The 21,343-nt window shown below is 46.8% G+C and carries 23 protein-coding genes and 1 tRNA gene; 15 read left to right on the forward strand and 9 right to left on the reverse strand.

All coding sequences use genetic code 11. The features are described from left to right. The first annotated feature begins 9 nt into the window (after nucleotides 1-9). The 6 genes from BK127_RS08705 (at nucleotide 10) to BK127_RS08730 (ending at nucleotide 2,555) form a co-directional block, all read left to right on the forward strand. Nucleotides 10-91 (forward strand) — tRNA-Leu (locus tag BK127_RS08705). A gap of 273 nt (nucleotides 92-364) precedes the next feature. Further along, a complete protein-coding gene (locus BK127_RS08710; RefSeq protein WP_076229654.1) occupies nucleotides 365-595 on the forward strand; it encodes a helix-turn-helix domain-containing protein in 231 nt (76 codons plus the stop codon). Next, on the forward strand, nucleotides 595-1,098 hold the full coding sequence (locus BK127_RS08715; RefSeq protein WP_076229655.1) for a DUF1003 domain-containing protein: 504 nt from the start codon (nucleotides 595-597) through the stop codon (nucleotides 1,096-1,098). The genes BK127_RS08710 and BK127_RS08715 overlap by 1 nt, the downstream gene beginning before the upstream one ends. Before the next feature lie 18 nt (nucleotides 1,099-1,116). Beyond that, entirely contained in the window at nucleotides 1,117-1,377 is a 261-nt protein-coding gene (locus tag BK127_RS08720) for a type III secretion system effector protein (protein ID WP_076229656.1), read from the forward strand. A gap of 106 nt (nucleotides 1,378-1,483) precedes the next feature. Further along, nucleotides 1,484-1,663, forward strand: coding sequence for a putative motility protein (locus BK127_RS08725; protein WP_076229657.1), 180 nt, complete (start codon nucleotides 1,484-1,486; stop codon nucleotides 1,661-1,663). 151 nt (nucleotides 1,664-1,814) lie between these two features. Beyond that, on the forward strand, nucleotides 1,815-2,555 hold the full coding sequence (locus BK127_RS08730) for a glycerophosphodiester phosphodiesterase (protein ID WP_076229658.1): 741 nt from the start codon (nucleotides 1,815-1,817) through the stop codon (nucleotides 2,553-2,555). Nucleotides 2,556-2,694: 139 nt separating this feature from the next. Here the strand turns inward: BK127_RS08730 and BK127_RS08735 are convergent, their stop codons facing one another. After that, nucleotides 2,695-3,120 (reverse strand): DUF2621 domain-containing protein, encoded by a 426-nt coding sequence (locus tag BK127_RS08735; protein ID WP_076229659.1) that lies wholly within the window; start codon nucleotides 3,118-3,120, stop codon nucleotides 2,695-2,697. Nucleotides 3,121-3,277: 157 nt separating this feature from the next. Here BK127_RS08735 and BK127_RS08740 point away from each other — a divergent pair, with 157 nt between their 5' ends. Continuing rightward, on the forward strand, nucleotides 3,278-4,390 hold the full coding sequence (locus BK127_RS08740) for a deoxyribonuclease IV (RefSeq protein WP_076229660.1): 1,113 nt from the start codon (nucleotides 3,278-3,280) through the stop codon (nucleotides 4,388-4,390). A 44-nt stretch (nucleotides 4,391-4,434) separates the two neighbouring features. Further along, entirely contained in the window at nucleotides 4,435-5,328 is an 894-nt protein-coding gene (gene purU, locus BK127_RS08745; protein ID WP_076229661.1) for a formyltetrahydrofolate deformylase, read from the forward strand. A gap of 73 nt (nucleotides 5,329-5,401) precedes the next feature. On the opposite strand, the gene BK127_RS08750 is transcribed toward purU, so the two are convergent. After that, nucleotides 5,402-6,514 (reverse strand): GGDEF domain-containing protein, encoded by a 1,113-nt coding sequence (locus BK127_RS08750; RefSeq protein WP_076229662.1) that lies wholly within the window; start codon nucleotides 6,512-6,514, stop codon nucleotides 5,402-5,404. Nucleotides 6,515-6,786: 272 nt separating this feature from the next. Here BK127_RS08750 and tkt point away from each other — a divergent pair, with 272 nt between their 5' ends. Both tkt and ppnP read left to right on the forward strand, forming a co-directional pair. Continuing rightward, nucleotides 6,787-8,796, forward strand: a complete 2,010-nt coding sequence (tkt, locus tag BK127_RS08755) for a transketolase (RefSeq protein WP_076229663.1) — start codon at nucleotides 6,787-6,789, stop codon at nucleotides 8,794-8,796. 28 nt (nucleotides 8,797-8,824) lie between these two features. Then, complete coding sequence (gene ppnP, locus BK127_RS08760; protein WP_076229664.1) at nucleotides 8,825-9,142, forward strand: pyrimidine/purine nucleoside phosphorylase; 318 nt, start codon at nucleotides 8,825-8,827, stop codon at nucleotides 9,140-9,142. Nucleotides 9,143-9,232: 90 nt separating this feature from the next. Here the strand turns inward: ppnP and BK127_RS08765 are convergent, their stop codons facing one another. After that, nucleotides 9,233-10,495 carry an NAD(P)-binding domain-containing protein gene (locus BK127_RS08765; protein ID WP_076229665.1) on the reverse strand — a complete coding sequence of 421 codons (1,263 nt, stop codon included), beginning with the start codon at nucleotides 10,493-10,495 and terminating at the stop codon, nucleotides 9,233-9,235. 130 nt (nucleotides 10,496-10,625) lie between these two features. Between BK127_RS08765 and BK127_RS08770 the strand changes: the two genes are divergently transcribed. The 3 genes from BK127_RS08770 to BK127_RS08780 all read left to right on the forward strand — a co-directional run bounded on the left by BK127_RS08770 (nucleotide 10,626) and on the right by BK127_RS08780 (nucleotide 13,450). Further along, nucleotides 10,626-11,981: a glucose-6-phosphate isomerase gene (locus tag BK127_RS08770; RefSeq protein ID WP_076229666.1), complete on the forward strand. Its 1,356-nt coding sequence runs from the start codon at nucleotides 10,626-10,628 to the stop codon at nucleotides 11,979-11,981. 101 nt (nucleotides 11,982-12,082) lie between these two features. Next, a complete protein-coding gene (locus tag BK127_RS08775; protein WP_076229667.1) occupies nucleotides 12,083-12,748 on the forward strand; it encodes a YigZ family protein in 666 nt (221 codons plus the stop codon). A gap of 114 nt (nucleotides 12,749-12,862) precedes the next feature. Beyond that, on the forward strand, nucleotides 12,863-13,450 hold the full coding sequence (locus BK127_RS08780) for a TetR/AcrR family transcriptional regulator (RefSeq protein WP_076229934.1): 588 nt from the start codon (nucleotides 12,863-12,865) through the stop codon (nucleotides 13,448-13,450). On the opposite strand, the gene BK127_RS08785 is transcribed toward BK127_RS08780, so the two are convergent. Then, a complete protein-coding gene (locus BK127_RS08785) occupies nucleotides 13,443-13,844 on the reverse strand; it encodes a secondary thiamine-phosphate synthase enzyme YjbQ (RefSeq protein ID WP_076229668.1) in 402 nt (133 codons plus the stop codon). The genes BK127_RS08780 and BK127_RS08785 overlap by 8 nt on opposite strands. Before the next feature lie 133 nt (nucleotides 13,845-13,977). Between BK127_RS08785 and BK127_RS08790 the strand changes: the two genes are divergently transcribed. Then, nucleotides 13,978-14,202, forward strand: a complete 225-nt coding sequence (locus BK127_RS08790) for a DUF1128 domain-containing protein (protein ID WP_076229669.1) — start codon at nucleotides 13,978-13,980, stop codon at nucleotides 14,200-14,202. Nucleotides 14,203-14,311: 109 nt separating this feature from the next. Next, nucleotides 14,312-14,593, forward strand: a complete 282-nt coding sequence (locus BK127_RS08795; protein ID WP_076229670.1) for a 50S ribosomal protein L33 — start codon at nucleotides 14,312-14,314, stop codon at nucleotides 14,591-14,593. Nucleotides 14,594-14,676: 83 nt separating this feature from the next. Here BK127_RS08795 and BK127_RS08800 read toward each other — a convergent pair whose 3' ends face one another. The 5 genes from BK127_RS08800 to BK127_RS08820 all read right to left on the reverse strand — a co-directional run bounded on the left by BK127_RS08800 (nucleotide 14,677) and on the right by BK127_RS08820 (nucleotide 21,313). Next, entirely contained in the window at nucleotides 14,677-16,293 is a 1,617-nt protein-coding gene (locus tag BK127_RS08800) for a helix-turn-helix domain-containing protein (RefSeq protein WP_076229671.1), read from the reverse strand. A 171-nt stretch (nucleotides 16,294-16,464) separates the two neighbouring features. Next, nucleotides 16,465-17,493, reverse strand: a complete 1,029-nt coding sequence (locus BK127_RS08805; protein WP_076229672.1) for an ABC transporter substrate-binding protein — start codon at nucleotides 17,491-17,493, stop codon at nucleotides 16,465-16,467. A gap of 98 nt (nucleotides 17,494-17,591) precedes the next feature. After that, nucleotides 17,592-19,181 (reverse strand): AraC family transcriptional regulator, encoded by a 1,590-nt coding sequence (locus BK127_RS08810; RefSeq protein ID WP_076229673.1) that lies wholly within the window; start codon nucleotides 19,179-19,181, stop codon nucleotides 17,592-17,594. Between the two features lie 90 nt (nucleotides 19,182-19,271). Next, entirely contained in the window at nucleotides 19,272-20,315 is a 1,044-nt protein-coding gene (locus tag BK127_RS08815; protein ID WP_076229674.1) for a FecCD family ABC transporter permease, read from the reverse strand. Further along, nucleotides 20,312-21,313 (reverse strand): FecCD family ABC transporter permease, encoded by a 1,002-nt coding sequence (locus BK127_RS08820; protein ID WP_076229675.1) that lies wholly within the window; start codon nucleotides 21,311-21,313, stop codon nucleotides 20,312-20,314. The genes BK127_RS08815 and BK127_RS08820 overlap by 4 nt, the downstream gene beginning before the upstream one ends. Nucleotides 21,314-21,343: the final 30 nt, after the last annotated feature.

The raw sequence follows: 21,343 nt of genomic DNA on the forward strand, positions 1-21,343 counted from the left end.
TTCTTATACGCGGTCGTGGTGGAACGGCAGACACGCTATCTTGAGGGGGTAGTGTCCCATGGACGTGCGGGTTCAAATCCCGCCGACCGCATACCAGTTGCAAACGAGAAGACCCTTGATGTTTAAGGGTCTTCTTGTTCATTTTAAGTCTATCTTATTGATATCATTTTCTTGCGTAGGTTACTGTGTAATATATTCAATCTTGGCATATCACGCCAAGTGTTTTTCTTTACACAAAATAAACATTGTTTCCTGAGAATTGGCTGTATTTTGTTGGGGTATTGTCTTCGTTGATGGTATAATACCATTTAATCAATCCCCATAATTGAGCTTTATAAGGGGACCCAGGCGAGGAGAAAGACCAATGGAATTTGCAAGTAAGCTGAAGGAGTTACGACAGCAGAGGGACCTTTCCTTACGCAAGCTTGGTGAGAAATCGGGCATCAGCTACTCCATCCTGAATTCAATCGAGAACGGCAGGATTCATCCATCCAGAGATAATGTGATAGCCCTTGCCTATGCGCTGAAGGTCGAGCATAATGGAGAACTGCTGGCCATTGCCGGGTATGCTTCTGACAGGGAAGGAAATGAGTAATGGACAAGCAACGCAGAATTGAGCGATTGGTGGAAGATTTCGAAAAAAAAGTCACATCCAGACTGAATGATGATTATTTTCATTCTACCAAGTGGTCGGACAGGCTTGCTGATCGAATAGCTGAGTTTGGCGGCAGCTGGAAATTTATTAATGTGTTCTTTGCCGTTTTGATCTTGTGGATTGTTGTTAATAGTTTAACTTTTACTAAAGTCATTCATTTTGACGAATCGCCTTTTATTTTGTTAAACCTGGTATTATCTTTCCTGGCAGGCTTTCAGGCACCTATCATTATGATGTCGCAAAATAGGCAAGCGGCTCGGGATAAGCAGGAATCTGTGATTGACTATGCCATCAACTATAAAGCAGAGCAAGAGATTCACCAAATTCGCAATCATTTGCATCAGCTTGAAAGTAAAATGAGCGAAGTGAATTTGTTAGAGTTTAAAAATGAAATCAGGTCAGAACTGGCGGAAATCAAGCAGTTGCTGCTGGAAAGAAAATAAATGTATAGGTGGATAAACATGAGCGATCTTCATAAGAATAAATGCAATGAATTGCGGGACCAGCTTCATCAGCATGTACAGGGCAGCGACGACTTCGTTCAAGGTGTGATGAGTGCTTTGGATGCTCTTGAGCGGGAGCCGATCATGCTGGATAATATGGAGAAGCTCAGCCAGGAAAACAGGAGATTAAAGCAGGAGATCGTTAGACTTAGGGATATACTACACAGCAAAGACGAAGGCAGTATGTCCAGCAAGCTGCGTGATGCACTTAGGGAGTAACCGCCAAAAGGGAACAATTGGGAGTATTGCAGCTAAAAAATGCATGCGGATTAGCCGATAGGTATGAGGTGGGCTTTATTATTGAACCAGGGAAGCAGGTGATAACATGGAAATTAGTAGTGCATTAGCTGCTGTCAGTACTGGAGATGCTTTGAAGCAAGCCGTTGGAATTACCTTGTTAGGGAAAGTACAGGATACACAAGCTGCCCAGGCAGCTGTGATGCTGCAGGACTTTGCTGCGGCTCAGCATCCGAATCTAGGCAAAACCTTGGATATTCGGATTTGATTGCCCACAATCTATTGGGAACAGGGTTGAGTGTCTGCGATTAGCGGAACTTGACCCTGTTCATTATTTGAATGGTTACCGTAAACGAGGATTGGCATCTGAAAGAGAGGCTTGCCAGGCAAGCTTATTATATCTGTAGGAGGATCACATTATGAAAACAAACGGTAATACAACGATCATCATCGGCCATCGCGGGGCGGCGGGAGAAGCTCCTGAAAATACACTGGGTTCATTTGCGCTCGCTGTGGAGCAGGGAGCAGAGGCGTTAGAGCTCGATATCCACGAATCTGCGGATGGAGCACTTATCGTATGCCATGATGCCAGTGTGGACCGTACAACCAATGGCCAAGGCTTGATTAGCCGAATGACACAGGAAGAGCTTCAGAAGCTGGACGCGGGCAGCTGGTTTTCCCCCCATTTTGCTGGAGAGAAGCTTCCTGTATTAGAAGAGGTGTTCGCGCTTATACCACAAAATATCCTCATTAATATAGAAGTGAAGTGCGCCTATAGCAGCCGACTGGAGCAGCGTTTGCTTGAGCTCCTTCAGCAGTTTGACCGTTTGCACAACGTTATCATATCTTCCTTTGATCATAAAATATTGGTTCGTCTGAAGCAGGCGGAGCCTGAGCTCAAAATCGGCTTGCTATATACGGCTAATTTTCAAAGTCATCGGAGGATGGCAGAATCGGTGGGAGTTGAGGTGTTCTCCCTGCATCCTTATCACCGCCTGATCGATGCAGAGGACGTACAGGATGCGATACAAAACGGCTTATATGTGTATCCCTACACGATTAATGAGGAAGAGGATCTGCGCAAGGCACTGGATGCAGGAGTTTCTGGTATCATTACGGACTATCCGGGAAGATTGAAGGCATTGCGAGACACCCGTTAAGAGAGACTACGGAGCGTAAATCTTAATCAATTCGATTTTTCTCAAGAGAAATTTCGTTCTGGCAAAACAAATAAGGGCTGTCCCTCATCCAAAGTGGCTGTGAGGGGACGCCCTTATTTGCTCATACCCGAAGATCGCATTAATTCAGCAGATGTCGATACGCGCTGTAATCGATCTGCTTTTTGTCCAGGTAGGAGGTCAAGCTATTGTAATCGCGTTTGGGAGTGGCCAAAATATAACCTTCGATGCAATGCTCCCGAGTGATCGAGGAGGCGTTGCCTTCCAATGCGAGTTGTGCGATCCGGGCGGCAATCGAGTGGCGCGCAATATCCCGGAATGGCGATGGCACAGGATCGACCAACACATCCAGCAGCGCCTTGGACTCATCGGTCCATAGATGCCGCGACGTTTCTACATAATGATTTTGCCAATCAAGCTTGGACTTTCCATCGGCCTTCGGCAGCACCTTCATAAATTTGCGGAACATAAAAAAGCCGCCAATTGACATAAACGTAATGAGCACGAAAACCCAAAATAATATAAACCACATAAACCAAGAGTTCATCGTAATTGTCACCTCATGCTTAGTATAACTTATTTTATCGATCATCAAAAGTGTTCTTGGCGCTTACGCCCCGACATTTCACTTGATATTTCTAGATTTATTGCTCCAATCCTAGTAAAATGGAGAGGTGTGAAAAATAAAGGAGATGAATCCTGCGATGCCCAGAATAGGTTCCCATGTATCGTTTTCAGATAAAGGATTGTTGAATGCTGCGACAGAGGCTGTATCCTACGGCTCTTCGACGTTTATGATTTATACAGGTGCCCCGCAAAATACACGCCGTAAGCCGATCGAAGAGCAGTTTGTCGAAGAAGGCAAGGCGGTGATGGACAAGCATAACATGAGTGAGATTATTGTACATGCGCCCTATATTATTAATTTGGGGTCTTATAAGGAAGATACGTTCGAGCTTGCGGTTCGTTTCTTACAGGAAGAAATTCGGCGTACGGATTATTTGGGTGTGAGGCAAATTGTACTCCACCCTGGCGCTTATACGGATATGGATGCGGAATTTGGTCTGAAACGGATTGCGCAAGGACTGAATGAAGTGCTCGAAGGCGTTAAGGACACGAATGTGAACATTGCTTTGGAGACGATGGCAGGTAAAGGTTCGGAGCTTGGACGGAGCTTTGAAGAGCTTGCGGCGATCATTGGCATGGTAGGGGATAACGGAAAGCTGTCGGTCTGTATGGATACGTGCCACATTCATGATGCTGGCTATGATATTATTAACAACCTCGACGGGGTACTGGAGCATTTTGACAAGGTAGTCGGGTTGGATCGCATTGGTGTGGTGCATCTGAATGACAGCAAAAATCCGAAGGGCGCAGGTAAAGATCGCCATGCTCCGGTAGGGGCTGGATGGATCGGCTTTGAAGCGATGAACCGTATCGTTCACCACGACAAGCTGAAGCATCTACCGCTTATTCTGGAAACACCCTGGATCGGCAAAAACGATAAAACACAGCGGCCGATGTACGAAGTGGAAATTGCTTTGCTTAACGGTAATGTGGAACAGCGCTTTGGCGGTGAATTTATGGAAGATGTAGAACGCTTGTCCCATTTCTTTACGAAACGGGATATCGAGCACCGGGATTTCGTGCTTCAGACCTGGGATGTCTTGAAAACCGATGCCAAAGCCAAGAAGGACGATGGACGCGAGCCCATGGAACGGTTGTTTGATACCGTAAGTGAAGAACGTTTGTTCCCTGAGCTAAGCGAAGAACAGATCAATCAACGGATAACCGGTTGGTTCGCCAAGGGCAAGTAAACCGCCCAATCTATAAAATGAATCTATAAGGAGCCAGTCGTATTATGACACCGAATATAGCACCAAAGAATATTAGAGATGATTTGAAAAACCGGGCCAGGATGCTTGTAGCCTGCCCGGATCAGCCGGGGATCGTTGCGGCGGTTTCACGGTTTTTATTTGAGCATGGAGCTAACATTGTCCAGTCTGATCAATACACGATTGACCCGCAAGGGGGAATGTTCTATATTCGAATCGAATTTGATCTGGATAATCTGGATGGACGTCGGGAACAGCTGAAGAGTGAGTTTGCCAAAGTAGCAGATCGTTTTAGCATGGATTGGTCAATTAACCGTGCAGGTCGCAAGAAGCGTCTGGCCATCTTTGTTTCCAAGGAGGATCATGCTTTGCTTGAGCTGCTGTGGCAGTGGCAGGCTGGAGATCTGGAAGCAGAGATCGCGATGGTTATTAGCAATCACAATGATCTCCGCGGTTTGGTAGAATCGTTCGGGATCGCTTATCACCATATTCCGGTCACTGCCGACACGAAGGCTGATGCCGAACGCAGACAGCTTGAATTGGTCATGGGTCAAGTTGACGCTGTTGTGCTGGCAAGATACATGCAGATTATTTCACCTAAATTTATTGAACATTTTGCCAATCGGATTATTAATATTCATCATTCATTTCTACCCGCCTTTGTTGGCGGCAAGCCTTATGCACAGGCTCATAATCGTGGTGTGAAAATTATCGGGGCCACTGCACACTACGTAACCGAGGAGCTTGACGGAGGTCCGATTATCGAGCAGGACGTCCAGCGCGTCAGTCATCGTGACAACGTTGACGATCTAAAACGAATTGGCCGCCATATCGAGCGAATTGTGCTGGCACGCGCCGTTTCGTGGCATGTAGAAGATCGGGTTATCGTGCATGGGAATAAAACTGTCGTATTTAATTAAATAGCAGAACACACAAAAAAAGACTGTACCTTTTTCTTAAGGGCAGTCTTTTTGGCCTATATTCAGTCTGGAATCAACCTCCAGCCGATTGTTGAGAAGCAGGCATTTGAACGACCGTTTTGTTTTTGCCGGATCGTTTGGCGATATAGAGTGAAGCATCTGCTCCTCTGAACAGAGCCTCCTTGCCTTCGCCTGTGGCATAATTTTGCAGACCTATACTGATCGTGGCAGCTTTGGAATCCAATTCGGGGTGCAGCGTTAAATTGAGCTTTTGGCGGATCTGCTCAGCAATGAGATACGATTGATCCATCGACTTATCGGCAAAAATAATGGCAAATTCCTCACCTCCATAACGAGCGACAAAGTCGTTAGAGGTTACGGTTTCTTTGATGATCAAGGCAACCCGCTGTAAAATAATATCTCCTACCCAATGGCCGTAGGTATCATTAATATGCTTGAAATTATCGATATCGAGAATAGCTAGCTGCAGTGGGAGATGGTTGCGTTCATTTTGATCAATCAGCTTTTCCAAATATTCATGAAAGGTTTTATGGTTGTATAGATCCGTCAAAGCATCCATCTTGGAAAGCTTGTCCATTATAATCGTTTTGACCAGCAGCTCCTGTTTGGTCTGCGTGGTGTGCTTCAGATTGTTAAGTAGTTCAATGCCGTTGCTTGAAATGGTCATAGCGATAACAGTCACCCCGATATAGAGAAACAGGATGCCAATCAATTCATTAGTTTGCATGCTGACACGAAGAATTGGGGAGAAAGCGTATAAAGCCGTAAAGCTGACAATGACCAGGCAATAAGCAAGCAGGATACGGTTTTTGTTAAAGGAGAGTACGGACGTGAGTATCGGGAATATATAAATCGCGGGTACGATGCCAATCGTCGGGTTCATATAAATAATGCTGGACGCGTAAATAATACCGGTCACGATTAAAAGATCGTCGTTATGGATCTTGCGATAGCGGTACAGCATTTCGACGACCCCGGTAATGCTTGACAGCACCAAGGTCTGCATGACCAATATGTAGAAATAGGTATAGGGAGCTGAGAACGTTTCCATACGATGGATCAGAAATTCCAGCAGGATGGTCAATATAATCGTTATCCAATATAAGTTGAGCATCTTTCGATAGGTTTGACTTTTATTAGCCAACTCCAATAATAAATGATTCATGATCGACTCCCATCGTTCAAATTACCCTATATTCTAAATCCGAATACTACATATTCGTCAACGCAAGGAGAATTCCTTCGTATGCAGTTTACTTTTAAAAAATGATTTTTTTTTGGTTGTCCGCAGGTTTTGGCTGGCAAACCGAAACGGACAATGGTAAAATGGTGCGAGTGAGCTTTTTTGTGCTAAAGGCTTTTATGCACACGTTAACATGATCAATAATTAGCTGTGTGGAGTCCAAATTGCGCCAACAAATTTAGGAGGTTCTATTTATGACGGTAATTAATAAAGCGATCGAACAATTATCCATCGATACGATTCGTACGTTGTCGATCGATGCAATTGAAAAAGCGAAATCCGGACATCCCGGTATGCCAATGGGTGCTGCACCTATGGGGTACGAGCTGTTTGCGAAATTTATGAATCATAACCCAGAAAATCCGACTTGGATTAACCGCGACCGCTTCGTATTATCCGCGGGCCACGGATCTATGCTGCTATACAGCTTGCTTCACTTAAGCGGTTATGACCTGCCACTGGAAGAGCTTAAGCAATTCCGTCAATGGGGAAGTAAAACTCCGGGTCACCCTGAGGTTGGACATACAGCGGGTGTAGACGCAACTACGGGTCCTTTGGGACAAGGCTTGGGTATGGCTGTTGGTATGGCGCTTGCAGAAGCACAAATGGGTGCTGTTTATAATAAAGATAAATTCCGTGTAGTGGATCATTATACATATGTGATCTGCGGCGATGGCGACCTGATGGAAGGTCTTTCCTCCGAGGCAGCTTCACTGGCTGGACATTTAAAGCTGAGCAAGCTGGTTGTTTTGTACGATTCCAATGATATTTCGCTCGACGGCGAGCTGAACCTGTCATTCTCCGAAAATGTCATGCAGCGTTTTGAAGGTTATGGCTGGCAGGTGCTTCGTGTAGACGACGGTAACGACCTGAATGCCATTCATGAAGCTGTGAATCAGGCTCATACGGATTATCGTCCTACTTTAATTGAAGTGAAAACGGTAATTGGATACGGCAGCCCGAACAAAGGTGGCAAGGGCGGACATTTGGGACCGCATGGTTCCCCGCTTGGTCTTGAAGAAGTAGTGTTAACCAAAAAGGCATATGCTTGGGAAGCAGAAGAAGATTTCTTCGTTCCTGCGGCTGTAACTGAGCATTTTGCTGAAGTGAAGAAAAAAGGTATCCAAACCAACGCAGCTTGGGAAAAAATGTTTGCTGAATATGCTAAAGCTTATCCAGAGCTGGCTAAGCAGTTCGAAGCAGCTATTAGCGGCGACCTTCCTGAAGGCTGGGATAAGGATATTCCAGAAGGCGCACCTGCTGATAAAGGAACACGTACGGCTTCCGGTATCGTATTGAATGCTATTGCCAAAAATGTACCTTGGCTTGTGGGTGGATCTGCTGACCTGGAGTCTTCCACAATGACGCATTTGAAGGATCTTGGCGTAGCAACAGCCAAAAATTATAACGGCCAAAATATTTATTATGGTGTTCGTGAATTCGGTATGGGTGCTGCGGTTAACGGAATGCTGCTGCATGGAGGCTTGAAAGTATTCGGCGGTACGTTCTTCGTATTCTCGGATTACCTGCGTCCGGCAATTCGTCTGGCTTCCATCATGGGTGTACCGGCTATCTACGTATTTACACATGACAGCATCGGTGTCGGTGAAGATGGTCCTACGCATGAGCCTATCGAGCAATTGGCTGCACTTCGCGTGATTCCGGGTGTTACCGTGATCCGTCCGGCAGATGGCGACGAGACAGCGGCAGCTTGGCGTTATGCGGTTGAGAACAAAAAAGGCCCTGTAGCCTTGATCTTCTCCCGTCAAGCAGCAGCAAAACTAGATGGTACTGTGCAAGCGAAGGATTCACTTAAACGCGGTGCCTATGTAGTGTCCGATGCGGACAATGGTCAACCACAAGCACAGCTGATCGCTACCGGTACAGAAGTACAACTGGCTATCGCTGCACAGAAGGAACTGGCTGCAGAAGGAATTGCTGTTCGTGTCATCAGTATGCCAAGCTGGGAGCTGTTCGACAAGCAATCCCAGGAATACAGAGATTCCGTTATTCTTCCTGGCGTTAAAGCGCGTCTTGCCATTGAGATGGGACATTCATTCGGTTGGGATCGTTATGTGGGTGATCAAGGCGATGTATTGGGTATTAACCGCTTTGGTGCTTCAGCTCCGGGCCCTGTTGTTATTAAAGAGTACGGCTTCTCGGTTGAAAATGTAGTAGCACGTGTGAAGCAGCTGCTGAAATAAGAAAGAATAGTGAAAGGAGAAACCAACCATGTCACAATTTGAGCAAGTGAGCGTTATTAAAAAAGCGAATATATACTTCGACGGAAAAGTAACAAGCCGTACAATCGTATTCGCCGATGGCACTAAAAAAACGCTTGGTATTATGCTGCCTGGTGAATATGAATTCGGAACGGATACCAAGGAAATTATGGAGATTCAAGCCGGAGAGCTGAGCGTGCTGCTGCCAGGTACGACGGAATGGCTGCAAATTAATGGTACAGGTGAATTCACGGTTCCGGCTAATGCCAAATTCAAGCTGGAAGTCAAAACAGCTACCGATTATATTTGTTCATACATTGCCGAATAATAGCTTTAAAGATGAAAAACAATACCCTGTCGCCCGCATGAATGGCGGTTGGACAGGGTATTTTTTGGGAATACGGGTATGGCGAAAAATTTATTGTGTCGTGGATTCGTAATCTCCAGATATGTAAGGATAAATAGCGATATAATCTTCGATTTTCAGACGTACATAAGGTGCCAGTCCGGATAACATACATCCATAGCGGAAGCTTCCGTTGTCATTATCAATTCGGATGACCCGGGCGGTGATAGGAGGGAGATCCGCTTCCTTCGGGAAATGGATGACGACGAACATATCCATCGATAGCGGGAAAGAGGATACGATCTGCATACCGCTTTCTGATAAATCATAGAGCTTGCCCTCTATCGTTTGTCCGGTGAATGAGCCTTCCTGCTCCCATTGATGGACAGATAAAATAAGCGGGATATCGATGTGTAAACGCGTGTTTTTGCGGCGCTCGTAGCCGGAAGCTTGCTTGACGACCAGCGTCTGCATCCATTCTTCATAGCATTGAACGATTGCGCTCATATCCTGGTCACCGAAACCTTTGGATAAACCGATCTGGAACAAGTTGGTTGCTGCTTTCTGCAGCGGCAAAGGCAGTTGATAGCTGTTGGATAGTTCACCTGCCAGCAGTAGATCCTTGAGCATTAATTGCAGTGAAAATTGTGAGCTGAAGTCACGGTTGATGATCTTGCTGCCTTTGGATTCAGCCTGTTTGCTGGAAGCTCCACCTGCGAGTACAGCTTCAATAAAACGTTCAGGATCGAGACCTGCTTTGGTTGCTATCGCCAGACCCTCGATAAAGCCAAGCAAATTGACTGCGGCTATCGTGTTGTGAGCGAGCTTCGCTGAGGAACCGGAGCCTGAAGGGCCCATATAGATGACCTTCGTTCCAATAGCTTCAAATAGTGAACGCTGTTTGTCGAGTGCCGCGAATCTGCCACCAGCCATAAAGGCGAGTGTGCCGTTCTCAGCTGCCGGTTTGCTGCCGGTAACAGGGGCATCCAGAAAGTCAACAGCGCGCTCCAGCAAAGCTTCGTGAATCTGCCGGCTTGTATCGGGCGAGATGGTGCTGCAATCAATTACTGTCTGGCCAGCAGACAAACCGTGAATGATTCCTGTAGTACCGAGAATGACCTCCAATACAGCAGCATCGTCCTTGAGCATGGTCATAATGACGTCCGTTTCCTGAGCAACTTCAACGGCTGAACTTACAGCAACGGCACCAAGAGCGACGACCTCTGCGGTCTTATCCGCTGTGCGATTGTAAACCTTTACAGAATAACCCTTGCTCAATAAATTGATTACCATGGGCTTACCCATAGTGCCAAGACCAATAAATCCTACCCTCATTAGCTAATCACCTCTGCTCTTATTGTAGCATTTCAAGCTGACTGAGGGAATGATGGACTTGCAATTCAGTTCCCAATTACAGTATCCTATCTTTATGTACCCATGATAATGATTATCAGGAGGATGACAAATGAGTAACAAGCTAAAATTTGATTACAGCAAAGCTCTTTCTTTTATCCAGCAGCACGAGATTGACTATTTAGCCGATCCGATTCGATTGGCCCATGATCAGTTACATAACAAAACAGGAGCGGGTTCCGACTATCTGGGTTGGATCGACCTGCCAGTTGATTATGATAAGGAAGAATTCGCTCGTATTCAACAAGCGGCCAAGAAGATCCAGTCCGATTCGGATGCGCTTGTTGTTATTGGTATCGGGGGTTCATACCTTGGAGCCAGAGCAGCGATTGAAATGCTGTCCCACTCCTTCTATAACCTGCTGCCCAAGGGCAAGCGCAAGACGCCTGAAATTTATTTTGTAGGTAATAACATCAGTTCGACGTATGTGACTCACTTGCTGCAGCTGCTTGAAGGCAAGGATGTCTCCGTCAATGTTATTTCCAAATCAGGCACAACTACAGAACCGGCTATTGCTTTCCGCATATTCCGTGAGCTGTTGGAGAAGAAATACGGTGTTGAAGAGGCGCGTAAGCGGATCTATGCAACGACGGACCATTCCAAGGGAGCCCTGAAGAAGCTGGCAACAGCTGAGGGATATGAATCCTTTGTTATTCCTGATGATGTAGGTGGACGTTATTCCGTGCTGACGGCTGTTGGCTTACTGCCTATTGCTGCTGCCGGTGTCGATATCGAAGCAATCATGAAAGGCGCGGCGGATGCGAAGGAAGTATACAGCAATCCAAAGCTGGAAGAAAATGAAAGCTATCAATATGCAGCTGTTCGTAATGCCTTGTACCGTAAAGGTAAAACAACAGAAATTTTAGTTAATTATGAGCCTTCTTTGCACTTTGTATCGGAATGGTGGAAGCAGCTGTTTGGAGAAAGTGAAGGCAAGGACTACAAGGGGATTTTCCCGGCTGCTGTTGATTTCTCAACAGATCTGCACTCCATGGGGCAATTCATCCAGGAGGGAAATCGTACGTTGTTTGAAACCGTGATCCAGGTTGCGGAAGCCGCAGAGCAAATTACGATCGGTACGGACGAGAATGACTTGGACGGGCTTAATTTCCTGAGCGGTAAAACGATGGATTTTGTTAACAAAAAAGCGTTCGAAGGCACGATGCTGGCGCACACAGATGGTGGTGTACCGAATCTGATCGTCACCATTCCGGACACAAGTGCGTACACATTTGGATACATGGTTTATTTCTTCGAGAAAGCTTGCGGAATCAGCGGTTATTTGATGGGTGTCAATCCATTCGACCAGCCGGGTGTTGAGGCTTACAAGAAGAATATGTTTGCTCTGTTGGGCAAGCCTGGATACGAGAAAGAAAAAGCAGAACTGGAAGCTAGACTTACCAAGTAATGTATGATGCTGGATCGAGCGGCGCACCCTTAGCTTATTGATGGGTGTGCTGCTTTTTTGCAAATCAGGTACTGTAGTGAGGATAAGGAGGGAGCTTGCCAATGCTGGCTCAGTATAAAACAGTCAAAGGGCCGGGAATCGATGAGATGGTGATCAAGAAATCCCGGTTTATCGGACATGCGAGGCCAGTGGCTACAGAGGATGAGGCTGTACGTTTTATCGAAAGCATCAAGCAGCAGCATAAGCTGGCTAATCACAACTGTTCGGCTTACATGATCGGGCAGCGGGACGAGATCCAGAAGCAATCTGACGATGGCGAACCAAGTGGGACTGGAGGACGTCCGATTTTGGAGGTTATCAAGAATCAGGGCTTGAAAAACGTCGCCGTTGTGGTTACGCGTTATTTTGGCGGAATTATGCTGGGGGCTGGCGGACTGATTCGTGCTTACACCGATGGAGCTGTTATTGGTATCGCCGCAGCCGTCCCGGTGTATCAGGTGCTGCACAAGGAAATACATGTGGAGATCGATTATACGTGGCATGGCAAAATGGAGAACGAGCTGCGTGGTCGCAAAGTGCTGGTTGAAGACACCCATTTTACGGACAAGGTAACCCTGATCTGTTTGCCGACTGCAGGTGAAGCGGATGCGTTTACTGGGTGGGTACAGGATGTTACACAAGGTCAAGGCGTGATTATACAGGGTGATGAACGCTACATAGAGCATGCAGTAGGGAATCAGGATGGGGCGGGCACCACAGGCATATAAGATCATTATCAGATCATATTGCCGATATTTCCTCTTGCTATACCATGATTAAATGATAAACTATGAGTTGTGAAGATTTTCCTGAGAGTATCCACAGAGAGTGAGTGAATGGTGTTGGCCAGAAAAGCAGTAGCGCAAGAGCTTAGTCGCGAAAGGATTCTGGAGGGAGCACGACAGCTTTTCGCTGAACACGGGTATCAAACTTTAACGATGCGCAGTATCGCCCAAGCCATGGGATACAGTCACGGAGCGCTGTATTATCATTTTAAAGAAAAAGCGGATTTATTTTATACTTTGGTTAATGAGGATTTCAATATGCTGCTGAATCGTCAACGCGAGATGCTGGCCCGTACCCGTATGGGCGATGTTGGACAATTGCAGAAGCTGATGCAGGAGTTTATCAGGTTTGGTCTTGAGAATCCTTATCATTATGAAATTATGTTTATGATTAACGATCCGGAGCTGCAAAAATACTCACGTACCGAGCAGGCTGAATGTCTCGATTTATTCGCGACAGTAGTGCGTTCCGTTATTGCCCGTCAACCGAATAATGAGTCGAAAATGTACAGCCTGCCCTGGAGTCTGTTCATGTCAATGCATGGATTTATATCTTATAATATTCATTACCAGCAGTCGTATGACGATGTCAAAAAGCTGGCCGAGCAGCATGTGAAGTTTTTGAGTGAAGGCTTGCTCAGCTAGATGTGAATTGAACCAGAGCATGTCGCTGGCGAGGTCCATCAAATTCACAAAAGTAAATACCTTGCCAACGACCGAGAATCAGGCGCCCGCCTGCTACGAGTACAGTTTGTGAGGAGCCGACAGTGATCGCCTTGAGATGGGCAGCCGTATTGCCTTCGGCGTGTTGGTATTGGGGATGCTCCCATGGATAGACTTCATTGAGACGCATAAGTACATCTCTTTTTACATCAGGATCTGCATTCTCATTAATGGTTATGCCTGCAGTCGTATGTGGGCAATAAATGACAGCGGTACCATCCTCGATTGCATCCTGCTTTAAGAGCCTGGTTATGTGTTGAGTGATATCGATCATTTCATCGCGGTGGTTGGTTTGAAGATGTAGGGTGTGAATCATGGAAATCGCCTCCTTGTCAGCCTATTATAAACTATCCTCGGTGTCATCACAAAACGTGGTATAATAAACGAATGACTACAAGAGGACAGGTTAGCCTATTGGCGAGCTGGGTCGGGAAAGGATGACAAGAGCCATGGATTTAACAGAAAATACGTTGGCCAACACGGAAATCATGATGGAAGAAATTAAAAAAAAGCTACGGATGGCAAGTGGAGCTGCACTCAAGGCATCTTCATTGAACGATAATCAATATGAGGATTTGAAAGACCTGTACGAAATGGTAGCTGCTAAATCGAAATTCAGCATTAGCGAGATTGAAGCGATAACCGTCGAATTAGGCCGATTGCGTAAAGTGTAACGGTACAACTGTACAAGCAACTGGGTTTTGACTTCCATACTCTATAGCGTAGCCTGAGACACGGTAAGCCGTGCAACTCGGGTATGGCTTAAGAATGGAGGTTGATGACATGCGTCCAACGATTCTCAAGAAGGATGTTCAGAAGCTGCTCGGCAAGAACATTTATGCAATCAAAAAAGACGGTACAGCTGTAAGCGGTAAGCTGGTTCGCATCAGTGGAAACCGTTTGATCGTGGCTCCCCCAAAAGGTAAAGCGAGAGTGTCGGCATTAATACCACTCGTATTATTCGATCTGTTGGCAGTGGGTACGGCCCCTTTTGCCGGTTATGGTGGGTATGGAGGATATGGTGGTTACGGCGGTTATGGTTACGGAAGTCCTTTTTTCTTTTAACATCATTAAATAGGTCTGACTGCTTCCCTGAGGAAGCAGTCAGGCTTTTTTTATTTGATACAGATAATGAACGGCATTGCGGCTTAGCTCGAAGTGTGCTCCGTGCCTGTTATACTCAAAATTTCGTCGATAATCGCAGCTCTTCCATTAGGTGTCCAGCTCATGCGGACCCATTGCGGGATGGGCCTCACTTGATTGCTTTGGACGGCCTGAATGGAGTTCCATGCATGCGTCCTGCGCATGCGTTCATAGATAGCCTCGCTGCCAGCACGAACGTTTTTTTGCAGCACAAATACATAGTCAGCCTCCAGTGGAGGCAGCCATTCAGGCTGTACCTCCAACGATAGAGAATTCAAGGGCACATTTCTTCCCGGCTTTAAACCAAGGTCATGATAGATCAATTCATTCAAAGGATGGTTGACGGTACCATGGATTCGTACACAAGCGTGGGTAACTTGCATGACACTGACCGTCTTGTTCTCCATGCTATGGTGCAGCATACGCCGCGCGGACGTAACACGCAGAGCCAGTTGGTTGAGCGTAGCTTCAGCTTCCTGATGCCTGCCTAGCATGGAGCTCAGCTTGCGATAATTGACAAGCCAATCCGGACTAGTCAGCAGTATCGATGACGCGGCCAACTTGTTGAATTGATGATGGAAGCCCTGATGGTATCGATCTCCTATGATCAGGTCTGGCTGCGCATGAGCGAGCTCTTCCCATTGGGCAGCTAGCAGGTGCTCATATTCAGCATCAGACATACCCGGATAGCGGCAGCAATTAATCGAGGCGACAGGCTCGATACCAAGCGATAGCAGGTTATCATGAAACCGGGTGCAGGAAGCGACAGCAATCCTCATCCGGTTTCGCTTCATATACAGTGTAGGAGATACACCTACTGTGCGATGGAACACACGGCTAAAATAAAATTCGTCTTCGTAGCCGACAGCCTTGGATACCTCCTTGATCCTACAATCCTGCTGGCCCAGCAGCTCCTTTGCATTGTCCATGCGCAGACGACTTAAATAAGCAACAGGTGTTTCTCCAACCGTTTTTTTAAACAAGCGGGAAAAGGAGCTCGCTGTCAGTCCTGCCATTTTCGACAAAGTTTTCATCTCCAGCTGTTCATCAAGGTGTGTTTGCATATAAGCAAGTGCCTGCTCGATACCTTGGGCAGCAGGAAATTCAGTCGGTTGTTGTTCCGTGGAATGCTCCATAATGGTAAGGAGCAACTCCTGAAATTGTAAATGGTGCTTGAATGGATCATTGGGCTGGAGGCTGTCCTCATACAGCTGCTGAACTTTATGAAGAAGGGTATTCGATTTGCGAATAGGGATAAGGCCAAGGGGAAACAAAGGTGTGTCTGTGCCGTGTAAATTCAACCTTTTGTGACTGCCTGCGACTGGGGGCGATGCTTGCGAACCGACATAGTGCTCAAGCTCCAGGGAGTAGTAGGCCAGGTTCTCGGACTCCACAGATAACTCTATGTTCATGCCTGGAGTTAAATAATATAATTGTTGAGGTTCAAATTCATAACGCTTCTGATCTATGAGCACAGTACCTTTGCCTTGGGTAATCAAGCAGAGCATCGAAACCGGAAAATGGCTGTACTGCAGTTTGTACCGCTTATGATGCCGACGGCTGCGGATGGAGGTAAGAAAACATACAGAATGGGGCGTTGGGGAGCTGGGTTTATTTGTCATAAAAACGAGTCTCCGATCCAGAAGTTCGATTCAATCCTGTAGCAACGATAATGATTCTCAATAACATGATTAAAACAAGGATATTGTGCTTTGTCAATCTTTTTGGATAGCAAAAACCCCTCATTCTCACAAATGAAGTGAAAATGAAGAGCGAATAACTTTTGAGTAGACTTATTGGATACCAAAGTGGGTGTAGAGATCATCCAGAATCAGCTTGGCGGCCAAGGCACCTCCACCGAGATTCCAAGTGATGGGATCAACCTTGAAATATTTTCCATTTTTAACTCCCTTTAAATCTTTCCAAATCGGGTGGGTGATCCACTCCTGCTGATATTGAAGAGTGTTTTTTTGATCGGGAAGCTGCGTGGTGATATCGAATATATAATCACCGTCTAACTGAGGAATATGCTCTTTGGAGATGAGATTGACCCCAGAGCCGGTAAGGCCTTCAATCTGTTGTGCCTTGGGAATTGGCAGGCCGAGCTCTTTAATAATTAAACCGGGAAAGCCGGTCACATAAAATTTGGCGCTGTTATCTTTTTCGAAACGGATGATCGAAACCTCGGTTGTAGACAGCTTGTCGCCCATCTTTTGTTTGAACCCGGCTATACGAGTATTCCAGTCCGCTATGATTGTCGCTTCGGCCTCTTGTTTATTCAAAGCGTCTGCCATCAGTTTGATATTTACCTTCCAATCAGCCAAATCTTTGGTTACAATGGTGGGCGCGATGGAAGAAAGCTGCGGATATATTTTTTCGTGACGAACTTTGGTTGCGATAATAAGGTCTGGCTTGAGAGCAATAATGGCTTCGATATTCGGCTGCGATTCCTCACCGAGGCTCTTTACCCCATTCATGGTGCTGCCCAAATAGCGGAACCATGGTTTCTGATCGACAGATTCTACCGCACCGACTGGCTTGACTCCAAGTGCGACTCCAATGTCGACGGCGCCGGCAAATAAATAAACAACACGCTCCGGTGTTTTGTTGAGAGTGAATGTGCCCATTTCATGGGTTATCGTTTTATTGACTATAGCGGTGCTGCTGTTCTCTTTGACGGGTACTGCTTCCTTCGGTTGAACCGCTTCAGTAGCGGCGGGTGCTGAATCACCGGGACTGCCGCCAAGATTGGTGTGAGTAATGCCGCAGCCTGCCAGGACCAGCAGCAGGATGAGTCCGATTAAAATAGATATGTGCTTCATACTTCTCTTCCCCCTGTTAAGTTAGCATCTATTGATAATGATTTTCATTATTGATGCTAACCTTCTGGGCGTTGGAAGTCCATATCGTAATTTGTCTGTTATTTTGTATTTTTTTGATACTCTACTAGTTGGTCAATAATTGCCCTTCTGCCACCAGACGTCCAACTCATACTAAACCAATTGGGAATTAACATAACATTACCTTGTTGAACGGCTTTGATCGCCTTCCATGCATGCGTACCGCACATTTGCTCGTACATGTTTTCACTGCCCGCACGCAGATGGTTTTTTTGAATAAACAAATGGTCGGTCTCCAGTGGAGGAAGCCATTGGGGAGCCAACTCAATGCTTTTGGTTTGCATTGGCATATTGCTGCCGGGTTTTAAACCAAGCTCCTGGTAGATCAATTCATTGAGAGGATGATCGATCGTTCCCTGAATCCTGACAAAAAGGTGGTTGACCTGCATGAGCGTAACCGTCTGATTATCCATACTGCGTGCAAGCAGTCTCCGTGCTGCAGTCGTATGTAAAGCCAACTGGTTAAGTTCCTGCTCCGCCTTTTCCTCTCGTCCAAGCAGCTCGGCTATATTTCGATAGTTGACGCTCCAATCTGGATCTACGGCAAACATCACGGTAGGTGTAATCCTGATTAATTCCTCTTGAAACTCTTGATGGAACATGTCGGCGATGATGACGTCGGGCTGAGCGTGCTCAAGCTCCTGCAAACGGCAGGACAAAACATGAGCGTGCTCGCTGTCTCCCATACCGGGATATTTGAAGCAGTTCACATGAACGATAGGTTCAATGCCAAGTGAACGCAGGCTGTCCTGGAATTTCAAGCAAGAGACAACGGCGATCTTCAACCTATACCTCGTCATGAAAAAAGTAGGGGATACGCCGACCTTTTGCTGGAACATTCGGCTAAAATAAAACTCATTTTCATAGCCGACTGCTGCGGATACCTGCTTAATCTTGTATCCGGGTTTGGACAACAGGTGTTTGGCACTTTCCATACGCAGTTGAGTCAAATATTCAATGGGGGATACCCCTATGGTTTTCTTGAATAATCGGGAAAAGGAGCTGGTCGTCATCCCGGCCATTGTCGCAAGCTTGACCATGTCGAGCTTGCCTGCAAAGTTCGATTGCATATACGCTGTGATCTGCTGTATGCTGTGCCGAATTAAAGGTTTCACCGAATCATGGGCAGGAGCCTGAAGAATTTGCTGCAGCAGCTCCTGAAATTGAATATGAGACTGGAAAGGATCCGCAGGCTCATTTCTTTTCTCATAGAGGGAGTGAAGTAGTGCTTGAACATTTGCGGGATCTTCCATAGGAATATAACCCGCAGGAAATGCAGGCAGAGGCGCACGGAGTAGTTGAATGCTTTGATGGTTTTTACCCACAGCAGCACTTGTGAAATGTCTGAACATAACTGTGTAATACTCGATCGACTCGGACTGTAAAGCGATTTCGATATCCATGTTGGGCTTGAATATATAGAGCTGCAGAGGTTTGATTTCAATAAGCTTACTATCGATCAATAGTGTCCCCGTGCCCTTGATAATGAAGCAAATCATTGTGACCGGAAAATGACGATATCGCATCAGCTCCTTACAGTAACGACGTTTGTGTATCGAGTGCAGAAAGTAAATCGAATACGGAGCTGGGTATCGCGGCTGGTTATTCATGAGCAGGTCTCCAATCCATCGCATGAATCGATAATAATCAAGGATAGCCAGACGAACCCTTCCTTGTGCGTAAGGTTCGTCTGGCTCCTGTTATACGGCATTACGATTTGTGTACAACAAATAAATAAAGAACGGGGCCCCTACTGCAGAAGTAAACACACCTACAGGGATGTCCAAAGGGAGAAAAAAGGTGCGGCCAACGAGATCGGCAACGACGACGATGATCGCTCCAAGCAGCGCAGAGACTGGCAGTATACTGCCGAAGCTGGTGCCGACCAGCTTGCGAGCCATATGTGGGGCCAGCAGTCCGACAAACCCGATACCACCGCCCACGGAAACGGCTGATCCGGCCAAGGCAACGCTTAACAGCAGCAGCACCAATCGATTGCGCTCTACATGGCTTCCAGCGCTGGCAGCGACATCGTCCCCGAGCTGCTGAATATTGACGTGCCGAGCCAGCAGGAAGGCTAGTGGAATCAGAATGACAGTCCACGGCAGCAGCGTAAATACATTTTCCCAATTTGTTCCGTATACAGATCCCGTCAGCCATAGATAGGCTTGGCCCGCATCATTTTTGGGACTGAAAATGATCATCATCGTGGTCATGGCCGACATCAGGGTGGAGACTCCTACGCCAACCAGAATAAGACGAAATGGGGTGACTCCTTTTTTCCAGGCAAGCGCATAGAGGACAACGGCCACAACGGCTGCTCCGAGCATGGCGGATACCGGAAGCAGTCGTATACTCATCGTTTTGGCCAAGTACGTCAGAAAGACAACAGCCGCTACGGCAGCACCACCCGTCACGCCCAATATGTCTGGTGACGCCATGGGGTTACGGATCATCCCTTGCAGGATCGCACCTGAGGATGCTAATGAAGCACCGATCAGCAGTGCCAGCAATATGCGAGGAAGACGCAGCTTTTGAATAATCATGGTTTGATCCTCAGCGCCTATACCTAATACACTGCGAATGACATCAAGGGGCTGGATATACATTTCTCCAAGTCCTGTACTGACCACAAATGCGGTCGTGCATACAATGAGCAGCGCTGCAATGACGAGCACGGTTCTCTTATGAATTAAAAAGGATATACGCCCGCGGACAGAGCGGATGGGGACATACGGTTTCATGTTTTGGCAATCCCCTTTCGAGCCATATAGATAAAGAACGGAGCTCCGATCATGGCGGTCATAACACCAACCGGCATTTCTTCAGGAATCATAATAAAGCGGGCGACCAGATCGGCCAAAATCAGCAGAATCGCACCGAGCAGCGCACAATAGGGAATGACCCAGCGATAATCCATTCCAACGAAAAACCGGGATATATGCGGAATGACAATGCCGATAAAACCGATGGGTCCGGCGACAGAAACTGAGCTGCCAGCGAGCACGACAATGATGATCGCTGCCACCGTCTTGATCACAACTGTACGCTGTCCAAGGCTCTTGGCAGTATCCTCACCCATCAACAGTAAATTGACATCGCGTGCAATGACACAAGCAGCCAGCCAGCATACGATCATATAAGGAAGCACAGCAAGCAGCATGTCCGGCGAGCGTCCGGCGATGGACCCGGTTAACCAGAATAATACACTGCTCAGTACTTGTTTGTTGACGACCAGCATCGCTTGTGTCAATGAAGAGAATAAAGCTGTCATCGCCGAACCCGCCAAAATAATTTTGATAGGCGTTAAACCGTCTCTTCCCATGGAGCCGAGCACATACACAGCTGCTGCAGCGGCAGCAGCTCCCAGGAATGAGATCCACATCAAAACGGAAAGCGAGGAGACGGATAGTACTGTTGCTGCGAATACGATGAAAAAAGTAGCCCCTGCATTCACACCAAGCACACTTGGCGCTGCAAGCGGATTGCGGGTTAATGCCTGCATCAGGGCTCCGGCAATAGCCAGACTGGCCCCGATGGCTGCTGCGATGAATGCCCGTGGCATGCGTGTCGTATGTATAATCACCTGTTCACGAACGGCTTCATCGTAATGCATGAGCGTTTGCCAAGCGGTGGCGAAACGGAAATTGGTAGCTCCAAACATAATGCTTGAGATTAGGCAAACCAGCAATATTAAAGCGGCTGCGATCAATCCCGATACTCTCCAAAGATTAGCAGTCATGGATATCCTCCAGAAATGTCCTGATGATGC

It is taken from the genome of Paenibacillus sp. FSL H7-0331 (assembly GCF_001956045.1).